The organism is Candidatus Nitrosopumilus sp. (assembly GCF_028278985.1).
Taxonomy (GTDB): Archaea; Thermoproteota; Nitrososphaeria; order Nitrososphaerales; family Nitrosopumilaceae; genus Nitrosopumilus.
In genome coordinates, this window is the sequence record NZ_JANQTA010000013.1 from 57,976 (window position 1) to 77,219 (window position 19,244).

The window sequence follows — 19,244 nt, forward strand, 5'->3', positions numbered from 1 at the left end:
TTCGGATAAAGATAATAATGTGCTATTATGGTATGATGGTCGTGAAGATAGCACTTTTTGGCCTTATTGGATTATTATTTTCAATAGGTATGATTGCTCCATCATTTGCTCACACTACAGTTCATGTAGATCCTTACGAAATTGAAGCAGGATGGGGAACTGAACCTCCAGTTGTTGGAATAAGAAACAATATTGTTTTCAAAATTATTGAACGTGGAGAAAATGAGGGTACATACACTGGTGTTACTAGTGTTTTCAAAGGTGTTGATGCAACTGTCATGTTTGGTGGTGCATCAAAAGGAATTTCTATTAATTCTGATCCAAGACCGGGATATTATTTCTCTCCAATCATTCCAACTAAAACTGGAACATACATGGTTGATTTGAAGGGAGAAATTAGAGGAGTTCCAGTTGATGTCAAAATTCCAATTGAAGATGTAGAACCAACTGCAATTCTGGATTTTCCTCCATCAAGCAGTGCTGGAGACACTGACATTGCAGCATTAAAGAATGCAATTTCATCTCTACAACAGGATGTGACCAAACTAAAGTCTGGTGAAACTGAAGTTACAGCTTCTGATGGCGGAGCTGCATATGACTTTGCAATATTTGGATTGTCAATTGCAGCAGCAGCTATTATCTTGGCAATCATTGCTTTAGTAAAAAGAAAATAGAAAAAGAGGAATTCCTAAAATCTTGGAACGACTCTAGATTTTGCAGTAACTGCTACGATGCTTATGATTGCAACAGCAAGTATCATCATTGCAATTGTTCCAAATTCTGGAACAACATTTGTGAATACTACTTGTTCACCAACTGGTCCTGTCATTTCATCAATACCATAACCTTGGAAGGTAATGGTAATGTCAACTGGATCAGCGGAGCTTAGTGGTGCAGTTTCGTGCATTCCTGAGCCCTCGTGATGGTGTGCACCCATATCATCTAGAACTGTTTCACCATTTTGTGTAACAGTGATGTCATGGTTGACATGTTCTGCGTCTACAAATTCTACATGAACTTGCATTCTCTCACCTGCCATTGGTTCAGAAGTCCAGACTGAAACTTGTGTTCCGTCAGACATCATACCTGTAGCAGATGCTTCTGTGATCAAGTGACCTTTGTCGTCCATATGATCACCGTGGTCATCATGACCGTGATCATCATGATCATCTTCAGCAGCTCCTACCTCTTGTACAATGATTACTCCTTGCATCCAAGGATGAACCATACAGAAGTAATGTTGTTCACCAACTTCAGTTGGAGACCATTCAAATGAACCTCCTGCCATAACTAAACTGCTATCAAATACACCATCTGGTCCATCGCCTGGATTTCCTGATGTGTAAGTGTGTGCAGCAGTATCAGGGTTTGTAAATATTACAACTCCTCCTACATCAACTGTAGCTGTACTTGGAATGTAACATCCTTCATCTGTCTCCTCACATCCTGGAGCTCCCGAACCATCGGCAGCTGCAACAGTAACTTCTGAGTGATCTGCAAAAGCTGGTGATCCAACACCTACTGCTAATGCAAATAGTACGAAGAAAGAGCTAATTGCTATAGTCTTCATTAGACAGTTTACTAGTTCGGATACATAAAAACCTCACTGGAATTTCCAGTTACTGGATTCTAGTTTTTTCTAAATTGATATAATTTTACAATTCCAAATATAGGAATTCCAGCATACATTCCAATGTTTAGCAGGATTAGAGATATTCCGTATCCGAGCATTTCTTCTTCTGAATCAATTTCTACATTGTTTAGCAATGATAATGATGAAAGCATGGGTGTTAGTGCTATTTTCATAACTTCTTTGAACATTGGATTTTCTCTTTCATAATCAGCTACTGCTGGTGAGAATGAATAATAGAATTGATTAAATCCAGTCATAAATGCAGCACCAGAATTGGTATGCAATACAGTATTGTCTCTAAGTTCTCTTAATTGTTGAACTTGTGGTGCTAATTCAGAACCAAATGCTGCAGTTGCAATTAGACAACCACCATTTTCTCCATTTGTATTTTCACTTGGTTTTTCTTCTGGAGGGGAAACTGGTTTTTCTTCTGGAGGTGTAACAGGTTGTGCATTTGCTTCTCCTACTTTGATATCAAACGATACAACTTCTTTTGGAATTGGTTGGAACAAAATTCCTTCAACTTCGAAATCCATTGTATAGATTCCTTCTCCTAAATTAAATTCAATCGGAATTTTTACAGTGCCAGGAGATGTGTGTGTTAATGGAATTGGACCAAAAACAGTTTTACCATCTTTTGAAACGGCAATTGTATAATCAATATGTTCTTGAACTTTTTGCGTTTGTGGATTTATGAAATCTACATTAATTCTAGCTAGAGCATTTGGTTCTATTGGATCGTGATATAATTTTACATCCAAAGTCCCTTTGTCTGTTGGTAAAGTTTGTGTTTCTGCATATGCAGGAATTAGTAAAAATGGAACTAGTAATAATGCAAAAAGGAGTTTCATACATCAATTCCTAATTTGGCAAATAAAAATTCTACTCCAATTTCTAAATCAGAAAATTTTTCATGCGTAGAAATACTGTACCAGCTTTAAATATGGATATTACATAATTTTATCATTGTACCATAAGTTTGGATTATTCATTACAATAATTGGAATCTTTACTATTCCAGCTTTAATTCCTGACGCATTTGGTCATGGACTTGGTGGAGATCAAGCACCTCCAATTAGTTTTGAAGGAATGGAAGTTACTGTAAGAACTGATCTAACTCCCTCTGATATTACAGTAGAGGATATTGATGATGTAAACATGAAAGTTAGATTCTTTGATACTTTGACTGATACGACTTTAGAGAAAGTAACGTATAGAATTGAAATCTGGAGAAGTGGAGATTTACTTGCTAGAAATCTGTTTTATGATCTTGATGGACGATTAGATGTTGAGATTAGACCTGAAGCAAACTGTAATGAAGCAGACTTGTGGAAATGTAGTGTTTACGGTGGTTCGGAGCATGTAACTGCTCCTGGTGCACTTTTCGTATTTGGTGAAGATTGTAATGATGATAATCTAGAAATTTGTGCTCGACCAACTATTACTGGACCTATATTTGAAAAAGGTGGTTTGTATAATATCCGAATAGATATTGAAGGAGCTACTAGTCCAAAAACACTCTTGCCAATCTTGTTAAGTTATGACACTTTTGTCAGTGTTGCTCAAGAACAAAATTTCCTAGTTCAAACTGCATCTGCTGAAGAACTTCCAATTATCGTTAAAACTTACTATGATGATGTTGAAAATTTCCAGTTTGATACTTCTGATAATTCAATTAATTTTGATATGGCTTTTGATTGGAGTCCAGACTATGTTGATTTAGTTCAAGTAGTACATGAAGAAGTTAGAGTTCCAAAATCATTTGTTCCATATGCAGAAGGTAAACAATTCAAAGGATATGTAAATGGAATAGAAGTTGATCAACGTGCATTACTAAATGATCCATATTCTTATGATGATACAAATGTAGTTCACTTTTTGATAACTAATGCTGAGTTAACAAGAATTAACGAAGAACTTGGTCCTGAGAATTTTGATTCTAAAAACATGAATTTGAAATTAGTTCCATTAGATGAAGCATCAAAAAGTTCTACAGAATTCTATCTTGTAGACACTACAAACTTTGAAGAAGTTGCAACAACTGTAAACATTTCTTGGGATGGAAAATATGGTGCAAATGGAGAAATTCCATTTGAATTTACTTTCTTCAAAGAAGATAGACAGTTGCTAAGAGATGTTAGATATTCATACATTGCATTAGATGAAAATAATAACGAAATTGCCCGTTACGATGGAGATGATCCTAATAATCCTGGAATTTTCGCAACTGAAGGAATTGACATTCAAAGAATTTTTGTTCCTTCTGAAGGTCAAATGAGAATTGACATTCTAGTTTATGGAACTGGCTTGGATTATGATCCAACTTATTCTGGAATTGGTTCAGCAATTATTGAAATTGGTCCAGGTGCACCAAGTTCTATTGTAACTCCACCTCCTACAACTGAAGAAAAATCTATTCCTAATTGGATAAAAAATAATGCAGAATGGTGGGCAGATGGCGCAATTGATGATGCATCCTTTGTACAAGGAATTCAATTCTTAATTGAAGAAGATATTCTAAGAATCCCACCAACTACACAAGGTTCTGGTGATGGCTCTAATGAAATCCCTGGATGGATTAAAAACAATGCAGGATGGTGGGCAGAAGGATCTATCGATGATGACTCTTTCATTCAAGGAATTCAATTCCTTATCAAAGAAGGAATAATGAGAATCCAATCATAAGTTTTTAAATAAATTCTGACAAGTGATAATATGAAAGACATCAACGACATTATGCCAAAAGTTCCTAACATGAAATGGGGAGCTTTAATGAACAAACCACCTACAAATGAAAAATTTGAAGAAATGAACAAAATTTTTCCAAGTAATGGTAAATGGCATACAGTTTTTGAAGAAAACGATTCTGTCACAATAGATGGAAAACAAATTTGGAAAAAAAATTCTGACAAGTGGACCTAGCTTGAAAATAATTCTTTTATTCACAATCCTTACATTATCACTGGGATTAACATCTAGTATTGATGATGTGTTTGGTCATGGGGTAGGAAGCGAAACATTTCCTCCAGTTGATCTTAATGGAAAACAAGTAACACTAGAAGTATCTTCTTCTCAAAATGATCCAGAAGCAAATGACGATCAACAGATTTCAATTTCTTTTATTGATTTTGATTCTAAAATCACTCTAAGAGATGTAAAATTTTTAATTTCAGCTGAACGTGGAGAAAAATTTCTTTTTGAAAAAGAATTTGATGCAGACAATGGATTTCTAGTGTTTAATTTTGTATCTGAAGATACAGATAAAATAATTGTAGAAGAAGAAACTGGTGGCAATTTCTTTGGTTCATTATTAGGCTTGGAAAGTAGAATGATTCACGTTAAAGGACCTAATCTTAGTAATGGAGGATTGTACAAATTTGATGTTTATGTCCTTGCTGCAGATGGATATTCTAATGTCCTTGCAGAGCCCCTTGTCTTTAATGCCGGAATATCAATAGCTCAAACTACAAGTCATACAATCAATGATGAAAATTTTGGATCTCAAACAGTTGATGTTATTACATACTATGATGAAATCTCAAATTTTGAATACAATTCTGACTTGAGAGAAATTAGTTATACAATGCCATTTGAATGGACTGAGACTAACATTAACCAAACATCTGTAGTTCATGAAGAATTATCCATTCCAAAGTCTTTTGGAGACTTGCTTGCTTCAGGCTTTATCATGAATGTTAATGGTATAGACCTATCTGAAGACATTGTAAATATTGATGATTTTTTCACTGACGATAGAGTAGTTCATTTTATCATATATCAGAAAGAACTTTTGAACATTTTAGAAAATGGTTCTAATGACGATAAAATGAATTTCAAAATTAGACCTAACCTAGAATATTTTCATCTAAGTTCTGTTACTGAGAATGGTCAATTTAGAATTCTTGTTTCTTGGGAGCCAAATAATTTACAATCAAACTCTAATGCAAAAATAAATTTTGATGTAACTGATATTTTTCTAAAGAATAGACCTGTCTCCGCGAATTATGATTTTTCAATTTCACAAGGCAACAAAATTTTACATCAACAAAGTGGAATTAGTACTGATTCAAAAGATGAACATAATGTAGCAGAATTCTTTATTCCAGAAGATGTAACTGGAATAATAAATCTAAATTTTTATAATTTGGATGGAAATGATCTAGCACGAACAACAATTCCGGTTGTAGTTGATAGAGAAATTGGTGAAACTCCAATTACAATTCCTGAGTGGATTCGTAACAACGCATTGTGGTGGTCTGACAACCAGATAGATGATACAACATTCATTCAAGGAATTGAATATCTCATAAAAAATGAAATTATTCAAATCCCTCCAACACAACAGCAAGATTCAGAATCAAAAGACATCCCTGAATGGATTCGCAACAATGCAGAATGGTGGGGAAATGGATTGATTGATGATCAAACATTTGTTCAAGGATTAGAATATTTGATTCAAAAAGGAATCATTCGTGTTTGATCGCATGTCCTTCGATAAATGAACCAGTCGTTTTAAATGGTAAAATCAGATAATTTGATCACATTGTTTCGACCTGAAAAAATTGTAGAAAGAAAATCTGCTTTATTCTCAATAGTTGTTACTGGAGTTGTTGCAATTCTAGCATTACCAATTATCATTCCTCATTTGTTCCATGGATATCACATTGCACACATTTTCTTGCATGTTGGCGGAATTTCACTTGCAGTATTCATTTCAGTTCTTGCAGGTTTAGCATATTATCGATTGAGAACAAAGCGATTGTTACTAAGTGCAATAGCGTTTGGAAATTTTATTGCAGCAGAATTTGCCTTGCTCATAGATGCTACATGGCCTTCAGTATTTGACTTTGAATTTATGCCTCTATCTGAGGTAGGACATTTATTGACCTTTGGAACATTAGGATTACTAGCGTTAGGAGTGTTTAGAAATGACTGATAGAGATTCTCAATTACAACAAATTATCGAACAAAATCCAGGAATCCAATTCCGTGAATTGATGAGATCATCTGGATTGAAAAATGGTGTTCTAAGTCACTATGTTGGAAAATTAGAAAAAAATGGAATTATCAAAGTAGTTCGTGGACCAAGACAAGCAAGATTCTTTCCACCAAAAATTACAGAAGAAGAATCAATTGTAATTAAAGCACTCAGAAAAGATACACCACGTTCAATACTACTTACATTAATTGAAAATGATGGATTAGAATTCAATCAATTAGTTAAAAAAGTAAAGAAATCACCATCTACAGTTTCCCTTTATCTCTCACAAATTGTCGAAGATGAACTAGTTGAAATCAAAATTGTTGAGCTAAAAAAGCGATATTATATTAAAGCAAGAGAGCTTATTGATAAATTAATTGAGGACTATAGACCAAGCTTGCTTGACAAACCAACATCAGGATTCGAAGATATCGTCAACGCTCTTTAATTTCAAAAATCTTTCTACAATAGGATTTTTTGTAATTTTATTTTCATTTACACCAGCTCTTTCTTTTGCTGAAGTCTTTATTCCTGATCATGAGTATGTTGGATATTTTGATTCAAATGGAATCTATACTGTTGTAGGAAATATCAAAAATGAACTAGAATACGCAGTTCTTCCAACAATTACTGTATCAGTAAATGATAATGGAAACATTCTATCAAAAACAATACTGCATGTTCCATTAGCAACAAATACTGAAATTCCTTTCAAAATAAAATTTTACGATGTAGTAAGTAAATCTCCAGAACTACTTCCTGCAGAATTTATCTATGAAATAACTACAAAAAATCCAATTCCAATTGAAGTTTTGTATGATGAAACTTTGATCAAACATGATGATGGTCATCTTACTGGAAGAATCCAAAATACTGGTGATCAAATCATCTACAATCCAAAAATCTATGCAGTGATTCATGGATATGAAAGAGTTTTAGATATTGGTCAAAATGTAGAACAAATTGAGAAAATAGAACCTGGAGAAATTATTGAATTTACCATGTATCCCGATCCTTCCATAACTGATGAGGTCTTTTACTATAGCTGCTTTGCACCAGTCGATACTACTGTAATTCCTGTTATTGCAAAGAAAAATGGTGGTGAATTTGATTTTAGATATGATTCTGGTGCGTGGTATTCAGCAGCAAAGTTTGATGAATCAGGAACAAGCATGACTATGAGAGGATACAATAGCTATCCATTAGAGACGTATGCAAATTTTGAATTTCCACCAATTTCTGGAAATGAAAAGTTTTCAGTAACAATGGATGGAAAACCAATTGAATTTATTCAAAGTATGGATGAAATGGGATTTTGGCATGTTGCATATACTGTTGAACCTACATCACAAGGTGTTGTAAAAATTAGTGGTTTTGATAAAGGACTTCCTCCTGAAATGCCTACAATTCCAACATGGGTAAAACAAAATGCAGATTGGTGGACAACTCAACAAATTTCTGATTCAGAGTTTTTAGAAGGAATTGATTTTCTTTTTGAAAAACAAATTCTTTCAGTTCCTGAAAGAGATGTAGTAGCAGAATCTCAATGGAAAATTCCATCATGGGTAAAAAATTCTGCCGGTTGGTGGTCTGAAGATAAAATTTCTGATGATGAATTTCTAAACATTATTGAAAATCTTGTAAAACGTGAGATCTTAATAGTTTAGCCTCAACGTTCACATTGGTACATTTTTCGAATGAACCACTGTGCTAATTATCAAAAATAAGTACTGCGGATCATGGCACTTAACGAAAATAATACAAATTATTCTGTATCTAATCAAGAGATTCAAAATCTAAGTAATGAAGCACAGAAATATTCTGAAAAACTTTTAGGGATATTTGATGAAACTCATAAAGTCATTATTGGACAAGAAGATGCATTACACAAAATTCTAATCTCAATTATTGCAGATGGTCATGTACTTTTAGAAAGTGTTCCTGGTCTTGCTAAAACTTTGATGGTAAAAACTATGGCAGAAATCTTCAATGTTGATCACGTCAGAATTCAATTTACACCAGATCTTTTACCTGCAGATATTTTAGGAACAAAAATTTACAAAAACTCTTCGGGTTCATTTATCACTCAAAAGGGTCCTATTTTTCACAATTTTGTTCTAGCTGATGAAATTAATCGTGCCCCACCAAAGGTCCAATCTGCATTACTTGAAGCAATGCAAGAAAAGAACGTGAGTATTCATGGTGATACATACGAGCTAAAACGACCATTTTTGGTCCTAGCAACACAAAACCCTATTGAAAATGAAGGAACATACAAGCTCCCTGAAGCCCAAGTCGATAGATTTGCTCTAAAAATCCTACTTGATTATCCATCAAAACAAGATGAATTAGAAATCATCGAAAGAAATTCTTCAGATTATAATCCAGAAATTAAAACAATAGTTAGTCCAGAAGAAATTTTAGAAATTCAAAAATTTAACGAGAAAATTTATGCTGATAAAGTAATCACCGAGTATATTGCTGACATTGTTAATGCAACAAGAAATCCAAAAGACTATGATTTAGATTTAGAGAATATGATCGAATTTGGTGCATCACCAAGAGCATCAATTTGGTTGATGAGAACTGCAAAAGCAAATGCATTACTTAATGGAAGAGGATTTATCATTCCTGAAGATGTAAAGGCAGTTGCTCATGAAGTTTTACGTCATAGAATTATCTTAACTTTTGAAGCTGAAGCAAATGGACTGAATGCTGACAAAGTTATTGACTTTGTTTTAGAAAAAATTAATTCTCCATAGAAATGACCGAACTATCTGAGATTTTACAGAAAGTAAAAAATCTCGAAATAAAGACCAAAAATATCGTTGAAGGCATGGAATCTGGTGCCTATAGGTCCAGATTTCGTGGCGGCGGCATAGAATTTTCTGAAGTTCGAGAATACACGCCTGGGGATGATGCAAGAAGGGTTGACTGGAATGTTTCAGCACGATACAATGATTTGTTTGTCAAAGAGTTTGTTGAAGAAAAAGAGCTTAATGTCTATGTGATAATGGATTTATCATCAAGTAACGATTTTGGTTTTAAGAAAAGTAAAAAAGAATTGGGTTTTGAAATATCAGCTTCATTGATGTTTTCTGCATTAAAAAATAATGATAGAGTTGGAATGGGATTATTCACAACTAGATTGGAAAAATTTGTTCCTGCTAAAAAAGGAAAAAAACACATGATGGAAATTTTAAAACAATTACTTGACCATACTCCAGAAAACAAAAACACAGACATTCTAAAATCATTATCAGACTTACAAAAATATCTTAAAAGAAGAAGTGTTATTTTTGTTATTTCAGATTTTATCTCTGATTCATTTGAAAAGCCATTAAAATATTTGAAACTACAACATCAAGTAGTTCTGGTAAATATTTCAGACATTAGAGAGACAAAAATTCCTGAAATTGGTCATGTCTATCTAGAGGATGCAGAATCTGGAGAACAAATACTTGTAAACACTTCAGATAAAAAATTCCAAGAAGAATATACAAAACAGATTGAGCAAACAAGAGCTGAAAACGAATATGAAATAAAAAAACTAGGAATTGATTATCTTAATCTAAGTAACGAAGAATCATTTGATATTACTTTCAATCGCTACATTAGAAATAAAATCAGGAGAAGACTATAATGGATTTACACTTTGAATATCTCTATGTTTTGTTTTTACTATTAATGATTCCAGGATTGTATTTTTTGTATGCAAAATATAATTCAGAAAAAAAAGATTCAGTACTAAAATTCAGTTCTCTTAAAATTATCAAAAAATCAATTACTGGTAAAAATTTTGCAAGAAAACATTTACCATTTGTATTGATGATGGGTGTATTAGGCCTGATCATCGTAGGCTTTGCAAATCCTCAAATTCCTTCTGTTACGTTTGAAAAAGGCATCAATTTGAGCGTAGTTTTAGATGGTTCTGAGAGTATGGCAGCATCTGATTACAATCCAACACGCCTAGATGCTGCAAAAGATGCAATAAGTAAACTAGTAACAAAAATTGGTCCTCAAAATAATGTTGGAGTTGTACTCTTTGAATCAGGGGCCACAACGATTTCTTATCTATCTCCTGATAAACAAAAAACTATCAATGCTGTTTCATCAATTCAACAAGGTCAAGGAGCCACTGCAATTGGTGATGGACTATCATTAGGAATTGATATGTCATCTTCTATTCCTGATAAAAAAAGTATTGTAATTTTACTAAGTGATGGTGTTCACAACTCTGGTTTTGTAACTCCTGATGAAGCAATAGAGTATGCTAAATCAAACAATGTTCAAATTCATACTATTGGATTAGGATCTATTGAACCAGTATATCTTAGAGATGATATCTATGGTGAACCACAATATGCAGAGCTAGACGAAGAAACTTTGATGAAAATTTCAAATGAAACAGGTGGAAATTATTACAAATCACTTGATGAAAAAACACTTAATGATATTTTTGTAACACTAAGTAGTAATTTAGAATTTGAAATGGAATATTCTACTATAAGAGATTGGTTTTATGCTGCAGCTATTGGTTTGATGCTAATTAATGCCTACATTATTTACGGAAGATACAGGATAGTTGCCTAGAGTTTTTGGTGAGAGTTTTTGAAATCAATATTCATCTTTAGTTTATTTTTTGTACTCTCTTCTACTTTACTTTTGAATCCAGTTTTTGCTGAAGAAATGAATTTTGAAATGGATTGGATTATAGAGGGACAAATTAATGAGCAAGAAATTTCTTCTGAAGAAGCTGAAATTGTTTCATCATATGAAGAACTAGTAGAAGAAAAACCAAAAAAACCAATTTATGATAAGTTTGTAACAAACAATCAGTATTCAATTGGTGATTACAAGATAACAATAGAATCTGAAGAAGGACAAATGCTCAATGGAATGATAATTGAGCAACAAGAACTACAAAAAGAGAGTTTCAAGCACAAAATCAAGTATTATGATAGATTTTCAGACGGTTATGTAGAGGTTGCAGAGGCACTTTTAAACCCAATTGGTGAAAGCAAATATCTCATTCAAGGACGTTCCCTTGATCATAATCCCAACTCTAATCTTGAATTATTTGTAATTGAAAGAGGTTATTCTTTGGATAACCTTGAAGCAATTCCAAATGATATCTTCTCTCCAAAAGAATTTACACTTGGTAGACAACTAATGGAAGAATTCCAAGCAACTGGTGAAGGTGGTGTTGATCTTAGACAATATGCAATTAATCACTTACACATGAACAAAGAACAAATTCAAGAAAAGATGATAGAGTCATTATCAAAGCAAAGTTCAGAAACATTTGCAGACATTATGTCAGGAAATACTTTACAATCTGAATTACAATCAGAATCAGAAATTACTGTTTCTGTTCCATCACGAGAATCTCAAAGTATATTTGATAATTTCAAATTTGAACAACCTAAATTTGAAAACACTCGACATGTACGTGATTCATTACAAAGTGGACCAATTGAGATATTCCAACCATCTACAGACATTGTAAATAGCCCATGGTTAATTCTAATTCCAATATTTGTTGGATTGGCAATATTTGGATACCTGATGAAGAGAAAACTATCCCAAAGAACTATGGAAGAACAACTATTGATAACAACAGAACCACAGGTTAACTACAAAGAGTTAACACAAGATATGCTGAATAATTCATTGAAACTCTACAACTCTCATAAACAAAAACAAGCTCATGAAGTTCTTAGTCAGGCAATTAGATATTACTATTCACAAGATTTGAAAATTTTCAAAGATGTTACAAACTTTGAATTGATAGACTATGTGAGAAAAGAAAAAAACTCAGACTATGAAAAGATTCGAAATTGGTTGTTGTTATGTGGTAGCGTTGAATTTGCAAAGTATCCATCAAACGAGATGGCATTCAAAGATGCACTAGCAGAATTCTCAAAGACTATTTCATAATTAGTTTATTTCTATCTGGCAATTATGGAAATTGCCATTCCATTTTGTATGGCCTAAAAATCTCTTTACTTCAAACTCTTCTAAATCATAAAATGTTGTGCCTGTTTTGCCTAAAATTTCTCCACTTTTGTCGTAAAATGAAATAATCAAGTCAACCTGATCACGCTTGATATTGTCATTGTTGTACATTCCAGAAACTGTCACTAGACCAAAATCATCTTTTGTACATGAGAAATTTTCAACTCCTTGAATAGATGAGGTTTCAGGCTCAACTGACTTTGGAACAACTTTTTGTGGCAATTCTGGTTCTTCAACAGTTTCAGGTATTGTTTCTTTTTGCATAGTCTTGTGAAGTAGTGTATTTACATTATCGTTATGAAAAAAATTAATTTTGTTTAGTATCTCACTTGCAAATCTAGTTGTTGGTTCTGTTTCATCCAAATTGATTTCATTTTTATTATAATCGTAATGTTCAGCATATTCATCAAAGATTACTACATGAAAAATCATGTTTTCATAACTACAGGAAGTCATTGCGCCATTTATTTTGTAATCAAAAAAACATTGAGAATTCTCATTAAGATCAGTTGACAAGTATGATGTTTCAAAAATTGTTGCATTATTATTTCTATCAAATGAATTCCAATAATTAGCAAGATCATTCTGGTCATTAAATTCGGCAATTTGTAAAATCAATGATGGAACTTTGTATTGGTAGAAAGCTGGATCATATACCCTAGTAATATCTGTGAACATTATTCTTACAGAATCCATTACTCCTTCTTTTTCTTCAAACTCATATTCCGTAGAAAGGATTCTCCATTTAGTTTGTTTAATGATATTTAGAATTTCTTTTTCGGTTAGCAGATATTTTTCAAGACTTGATTGAAATGTTTGCTCTTGAGTAAAGTAACTTTTTTCAGGAGTATATTCCAAATATCCGGATTCTCTTAGAACGTGAATTGTTCTTAGAAATTGTTCATCTGTAATTTTTCCTTCTACCCACCATTGAGCACGATCTTTTGTCCAAAGTGGAATTAAATCAATATCCACATTTTGAGATAATTCCGGAATGTCTTTTACAACCATTTTGGCAGTATGTTTAAGATTTATCTCATCGACAATCTCAATTGGTAGAATGTTGTTGTTCAGTACATTTTCAATTAATGCTAAGTATTCAGCATCTGTAATGTCTCCTTTAACCCAAATCTCTGTAGTTTGTCTGATCCATTGAGGAAAAATAGAATCATTTTCAGCAAAGGCCTCAATTTGAAATGAAATTAAAACCAAAGTTAGCACTAATCCAATAAGTGTATAAGAACTAGTTTTCACGATCCGTGGTTTCTTTTTAAAATAAATAAATAATTGGTACATTTCTCGAATGGACCATTTCTCTTTTATTCAAAATTTAATTTGTAAGATCACTAGAATGCACAAGAAATTACAATTATTTGCAGTAATGGTATTTGCAGGCGTCTTAGTTACTTCTATTCCTGTCCAATCTGGATTTTCAGATAGTGGCTTTTCTAATGTAAAGAAAGCAACTGGTGTAATTATGAAATTCTGTGAAAATCAGGCAATTACACTAGCTGACTGTGTTGAAAAATATGATGGCTATACCTGGACTGACAGAGTCAATGTATTGATTTGGGCACCTGGCTGGAATAATGATTCTGATAAAATTGATAGAATTGGTGAATCAGAGGGCACACCAATCACAGTTACTACTAGAGCAGAATCAGTTGATACTGCTGTCTTTGCAGAAACAGGTCCAGACACTGGAGTTTTCTTTGGTGTAGTGAAATTAAGTGGTCAAGACTTTACAGTTCATGATCAAAATGGTTCTGAAGTTTCAGGACATGGCCATTTATCAAGTAATTTTGGAACTATAGTTTCAAAAGATTGCAATGATCCAAATGCATCATCTGGTGGACATGGACATGGACATGGATTTTTAATTCCATTAATCAAATTACACTCATTACTATTCTCAACAATTATGACTGACATTATCCCATCCGCATATGCTCAACATCATATGATGCATCGTCATACACCTGATTGTTCAACTCAAGGAGTAATTGGAAGTGCCTTAGATGTTGCAGTTAGAGTTCCAACTGATTTGCAAAATGGTGCAGTAACTGTATCATGGGAACCAAATGAAGACACTGTCATAACAAAGAGTGCTACATGGGAATGGAGAACAGGCGAACTTTACTTCCATCAAGACATGTACACAGTTGATCAACCAATTAGATTTACATTACATGATGCAGACTTGTGGATTCACCATGCAGACTTTTACACTTATTGGATGAGAGTTTACTCTGATTCTGATCAAGCAGGAATTTTTGTTCCAGTACAATTCCAACCTAACCATGATCATGGTGCAGAACCTCAATACGAGGGAGTTACTACAAAATTAACTGAACCTGCAGCATCATCATTAACAAAGTATACTCCTGATGGAGAATACAAGATCTACTTTTGGTGGCAACCGGGTGGTGTTGTTGGTGTAGATCAAGATTATGATCTAAATATTATGGTCCATGATGGAATGACTGACATTCACCAAACTCATCTTAGCTATGATATGGAAATCTATCTTAATGGTGAATTAATTGATGTTAGAAGTGACAGATTCTCTGGAGAAGGACAGGGAATTGAAAAAGTTAACTTTGCTGAAAGAGGTTCTGCTAAAATAGTGATAAAGAATATCTTTGGAAATGACATTGAACAAGACTTTTCTTTCCAAGTTGCTCCTGAAGCAATTATTGAAGAAATAGTACCAAGACATCATGCCTTTGATACACCTGTTGATGAATTTGAAGGACGCTATGGTGCTCACTACATCAACGTACTTGAAGGTGAATTCTATGTAACCCTAGATGATGAATCACAAGAACTTGACGAATTGAGAGTTAATGACGGTGATACAATCACTGTAGAATACATTGACTTGACTTTACCAGAACCACATACATCTGCTGATTCATTTGATATTCAAGCAACAACTATTGTTTATGATGTAAATAATCCATTAGCTGAAGTCTCAACTGTCAATACATCTTCAACCATCACTGATATTTCTATAGATTCTAAAAGTTATGAAGGAATCAAAAAGATTCAAGAAACAAAATCTAACATAGTTTCAATTACTCCAGTTTCATCTGAAATTTCAATTCCAACATGGGTAAAGAAGAACGCATCATGGTGGTCAGATGGCCAAATCAATGATCCAGAATTTGCAAAGGGCATTGAATACTTGGTTCAAGAAAATATTATTGACATAAAGAAAACAGATGAATTAACTGAAGAAGCTGATGATGCAAATATCACATCCATTCCAATGTGGGTTAGAAATAACGCATCATGGTGGTCTGAAGGCCAACTAACTGATGTTGACTTTGCAAACGGAATCAAATATCTAATTTCAGCAGGTCTAATCAAAGTATAGAACTTTTATTGACAAAAAATTATTTTGTTAAATGAATGAAATGAAAACAAAATCTTTACTATTTTCTTTATTTTTATTATTTACAATTAGTTCAATCCAACTTGCGTTTGCAGGTGGTTCTGGCAGTGAAGAAAGTGATGTGTTATTCATTAATGATAATTATTACAAAGTCACACTAGATACAGAACCATCAGTTCTAGAAGGAAATGAAGACAATGTAGTTTTCAATATCTCAACAATTAACGATGATACTCAAGAAATTGTTTCAAACGTCGAATACAAAGTTGAGGTTTTTGATAGCAAAAACAATTTGATTGTAGATTATACTGCATTCTCACCAGATGATAAATTGCATACAAGAATTGTCCCAACTTCTCAGATCAATTTTTCAGGAGATACCATTGAAAATGGCTCTTGGCTTGGCTCAAGCAATTCACCATTAACGGTAAATGCACCTCTATTTCAACAAGGAGGACTTGTTGATGTCTATATTACAATTCTGTCAATAGATTCTGAGCCTGTTTCAGGAACTAATACAACCTTTCAAATTCGATTTACAATGGGTGAATTCATTCCATTTTCTATAGATATTGATGAAACTCCAACAGATCTAATGTTTGCTACATATTTTGAAAATATTGAGCAATTCCATTTTGATGAGAATAAAAAAAAGTTAACTGCATACATGCCATTTAATTGGAATGAAGAATTTATCAAATCAATTCCATTTGTTCATGCAGAATACTATATACCAAAAACTGTAGATATTTTTGAGAACTATGAAATCATTTTGACCGTAAACGATATTTCATATTTTGGAACGATAGATCGTTCTGGTGATGAAGAAATAGTTGTTCATTTCTTGCTTTCTTCTTCAAAATTATTGAAAATGATTGATGATGTTCCTTCTGATCAAATAGATGTAATGACTTTTGGAATTGAATCTGGCAAAGAAAGAGAAGTTCAGAAATCTGATGCATCCCTTGAAGATGGTGACAAAATAATTTTATTATCTACTGAAGAAGATTGGAAATTTCATCTTTCATTATCTCCCGCTGGAAAAATCAATCCTGGTGAACAGATTACATTAAATTTAGAATTTCATGATCCTGTAACAAATTCCATAATCCCTCAAAACACTTATGATCTTGATGTTTTTCTAAACGGCAAAATTATCGAATCAATAACTCAGAAAGAATCACCTGATGGAAGAGATTCAATCAAAGTTTCATTTGATGATGTAGGAGCTGTAATTGTTAGAATTTCAAATGTAAATAATTTTGATACTTCAGGACAATTCTCATTCAAAGTCACTGAACCAAAAATTGAATTGACAGCTGATCACCATGTTGAGATTCCTATTGGAACTTCCCTCCCTGGATGTGAAAAAGATGACTCTTGTTATCTGCCATCATCTATCACGATTCAACCAAATGAGATTGTTTTATGGGATAACATAGATGATGTTGCACATACTGTAACTTCAGGCAGTCCTGATGAGGGGGCATCTGGAGTTTTTGATAGCAGTATTATTGCTGGGGGTGAAACCTTCTCATTCAAATTTGAAAATGATGGTACCTTTGACTACTTTTGTGCTCTACATCCTTGGATGGTAGGTACTCTAACTGTGGGTAATTCTGAGCCTAATGTGCCTAAATGGGTAAAAAATAATGCCAAATGGTGGGGAGAAGGACAAATCAATGATTCCGACTTTGCAACAGGACTAGAATTTTTAATTAAAGAAAATGTAATCAGTGTTCCAAAAAATGCTGAAGTTGAATCATCTGAGAGCTCAATTCCAGACTGGCTTAGAAATACCGCAAAGTGGTGGGCAGATGACTTGTTATCTGACTCTGAATTCCTTAAAGGAATAGAGTGGATGATAAAAAATGGAATAATTACAGTATAATCTCTAGTACATTTTAGAAATGAACCAATCTTGTTTTTATCATCTTAATTGAATTACTAGTATACAGACCATAGTTTGATGAGAAACGTGGAGGAGTCATCTTGTTTGCCTGTTTCTCATCTTTTTTTGTTTTTTTTGATAAATTTGTAACAATTGTTGAATAATGTTATTATACAATTTTTAACCATTCAAATTAACTTATGCTACTTCCACTTAGAGATGAAAATCCCCATCCTCCAGGATTCAAACCTAAAGTTACAATTTCACTAATCATAATTAATGTCGTAATTTTCTTTATGGAAGTAGCTATAACTGGTCAGTTTTGGGAATTCTCAAATCAACGAGCAGCATTCATGTTTTTTGATTGGGGTGCAGTTCCAGCTTGTGTAACTGGATTCTCATCAATGATTCAACCTGGAATTGCATGTCCAGACATGTCATACATTTCGTTATTTAGTTCGATGTTTATGCATGGAGGATTGTTGCACTTGGGTGGTAACATGTTATTTTTGTGGATATTTGGAGACAATATTGAATTAAAATTTGGTAAAGCAAAATTTCTTTTAATATATCTTGGATGGGGAGTCGGTGCAGGACTTGCACATATTGTGTTAGATCCAACAAGTACTATTCCTGCAGTTGGAGCATCAGGTGCAATATCTGGAGTGTTAGGTGCATACTTGGCAATTTTTCCCAAAGTTAGAATCCAAACATTTCTCATGCTGGGATTTTTCTGGAGAATGATGCACATTCAGGCTAGATGGTTCTTACCTTTCTGGCTAGTCTTCCAAAACTTGTTGCCTTTCTTCATAGGAGGCTTTGGTGTTGCAGGAGGTGGTGTTGCATATATGGCTCATATAGGAGGCTTTGCAATAGGATTTGCAACGGGATATCTATACAAGAAATCTCATAGTTCCGAGTTTACATATGGAACACGTTATGGTTACAGACCAGATTATTGAAAGAATAAATCGCTGTAATCTTTTGAGAAATTCATGCCATTGATTACAGTTTCAATGTATCCTGGAAGAACACAGGAACAAAAAGATGAATACGCAAAAGCAATCACAAAGGCTGCAGTTGATATTCTTAAAACAAAAGAAAATCACGTTATTGTTGTCTTTGAAGACAATCCTAAAGAAAATTGGTTTTTGGCAGGAAACCAACTTTAATTATTTTTAAAATGATTAGACTGGAAAATCCAGTCTAAAGGTATGCACATACACACATGTACTATTATGATTTGTTTATACTAGCTTTGCATAATAACAAAATGGTACATTTTGTAATTGTACCATATCTTTATCCTTTTATTCTCACCAAT

The 19,244-nt window shown here is 33.3% G+C and carries 18 protein-coding genes; 15 read left to right on the forward strand and 3 right to left on the reverse strand.

The features are described from left to right. Positions 1–32 precede the first annotated feature (32 nt). On the forward strand, positions 33–674 hold the full coding sequence (locus Q0941_RS04320) for a hypothetical protein (protein WP_299291710.1): 642 nt from the start codon (positions 33–35) through the stop codon (positions 672–674). 14 nt (positions 675–688) lie between these two features. Here Q0941_RS04320 and Q0941_RS04325 read toward each other — a convergent pair whose 3' ends face one another. After that, entirely contained in the window at positions 689–1,570 is an 882-nt protein-coding gene (locus Q0941_RS04325) for a PEFG-CTERM sorting domain-containing protein (protein WP_299291712.1), read from the reverse strand. A gap of 59 nt (positions 1,571–1,629) precedes the next feature. Continuing rightward, positions 1,630–2,484 (reverse strand): CFI-box-CTERM domain-containing protein, encoded by an 855-nt coding sequence (locus Q0941_RS04330; protein WP_299291714.1) that lies wholly within the window; start codon positions 2,482–2,484, stop codon positions 1,630–1,632. Between the two features lie 115 nt (positions 2,485–2,599). Here Q0941_RS04330 and Q0941_RS04335 point away from each other — a divergent pair, with 115 nt between their 5' ends. The 10 genes from Q0941_RS04335 (at position 2,600) to Q0941_RS04380 (ending at position 12,554) form a co-directional block, all read left to right on the forward strand. After that, complete coding sequence (locus Q0941_RS04335; protein WP_299291716.1) at positions 2,600–4,318, forward strand: peptidase; 1,719 nt, start codon at positions 2,600–2,602, stop codon at positions 4,316–4,318. A gap of 30 nt (positions 4,319–4,348) precedes the next feature. After that, entirely contained in the window at positions 4,349–4,555 is a 207-nt protein-coding gene (locus Q0941_RS04340) for a hypothetical protein (RefSeq protein WP_299291718.1), read from the forward strand. After that, the gene (locus tag Q0941_RS04345) at positions 4,512–6,113 is read left to right on the forward strand and encodes a peptidase (RefSeq protein ID WP_299291720.1); all 1,602 of its coding nucleotides are present in this window, start codon (positions 4,512–4,514) and stop codon (positions 6,111–6,113) included. The genes Q0941_RS04340 and Q0941_RS04345 overlap by 44 nt, the downstream gene beginning before the upstream one ends. 36 nt (positions 6,114–6,149) lie before the next feature. After that, complete coding sequence (locus tag Q0941_RS04350) at positions 6,150–6,569, forward strand: hypothetical protein (protein WP_299291722.1); 420 nt, start codon at positions 6,150–6,152, stop codon at positions 6,567–6,569. Continuing rightward, positions 6,562–7,062, forward strand: a complete 501-nt coding sequence (locus Q0941_RS04355) for a winged helix-turn-helix transcriptional regulator (RefSeq protein WP_299291724.1) — start codon at positions 6,562–6,564, stop codon at positions 7,060–7,062. The genes Q0941_RS04350 and Q0941_RS04355 overlap by 8 nt, the downstream gene beginning before the upstream one ends. Continuing rightward, a complete protein-coding gene (locus tag Q0941_RS04360) occupies positions 7,016–8,281 on the forward strand; it encodes a peptidase (protein ID WP_299291725.1) in 1,266 nt (421 codons plus the stop codon). Before Q0941_RS04355 ends, Q0941_RS04360 begins: the two co-directional genes overlap by 47 nt. A gap of 72 nt (positions 8,282–8,353) precedes the next feature. Continuing rightward, complete coding sequence (locus Q0941_RS04365; RefSeq protein WP_299291727.1) at positions 8,354–9,376, forward strand: MoxR family ATPase; 1,023 nt, start codon at positions 8,354–8,356, stop codon at positions 9,374–9,376. Between the two features lie 2 nt (positions 9,377–9,378). Next, on the forward strand, positions 9,379–10,257 hold the full coding sequence (locus Q0941_RS04370; RefSeq protein WP_299291729.1) for a DUF58 domain-containing protein: 879 nt from the start codon (positions 9,379–9,381) through the stop codon (positions 10,255–10,257). After that, positions 10,257–11,207 (forward strand): VWA domain-containing protein, encoded by a 951-nt coding sequence (locus tag Q0941_RS04375; protein WP_299291731.1) that lies wholly within the window; start codon positions 10,257–10,259, stop codon positions 11,205–11,207. Before Q0941_RS04370 ends, Q0941_RS04375 begins: the two co-directional genes overlap by 1 nt. Before the next feature lie 18 nt (positions 11,208–11,225). Further along, a complete protein-coding gene (locus Q0941_RS04380) occupies positions 11,226–12,554 on the forward strand; it encodes a hypothetical protein (protein WP_299291733.1) in 1,329 nt (442 codons plus the stop codon). On the opposite strand, the gene Q0941_RS04385 is transcribed toward Q0941_RS04380, so the two are convergent. Then, positions 12,555–13,886, reverse strand: a complete 1,332-nt coding sequence (locus Q0941_RS04385) for a hypothetical protein (protein WP_299291735.1) — start codon at positions 13,884–13,886, stop codon at positions 12,555–12,557. 97 nt (positions 13,887–13,983) lie between these two features. Here Q0941_RS04385 and Q0941_RS04390 point away from each other — a divergent pair, with 97 nt between their 5' ends. The 4 genes from Q0941_RS04390 (at position 13,984) to Q0941_RS04405 (ending at position 19,092) form a co-directional block, all read left to right on the forward strand. Further along, entirely contained in the window at positions 13,984–16,011 is a 2,028-nt protein-coding gene (locus tag Q0941_RS04390) for a hypothetical protein (protein ID WP_299291737.1), read from the forward strand. A 31-nt stretch (positions 16,012–16,042) separates the two neighbouring features. Beyond that, on the forward strand, positions 16,043–17,920 hold the full coding sequence (locus tag Q0941_RS04395; RefSeq protein WP_299291739.1) for a plastocyanin/azurin family copper-binding protein: 1,878 nt from the start codon (positions 16,043–16,045) through the stop codon (positions 17,918–17,920). A 200-nt stretch (positions 17,921–18,120) separates the two neighbouring features. Beyond that, entirely contained in the window at positions 18,121–18,882 is a 762-nt protein-coding gene (locus tag Q0941_RS04400; protein ID WP_299291741.1) for a rhomboid family intramembrane serine protease, read from the forward strand. 33 nt (positions 18,883–18,915) lie between these two features. Next, positions 18,916–19,092, forward strand: a complete 177-nt coding sequence (locus Q0941_RS04405; protein WP_299291743.1) for a tautomerase family protein — start codon at positions 18,916–18,918, stop codon at positions 19,090–19,092. Positions 19,093–19,244 lie beyond the last annotated feature (152 nt).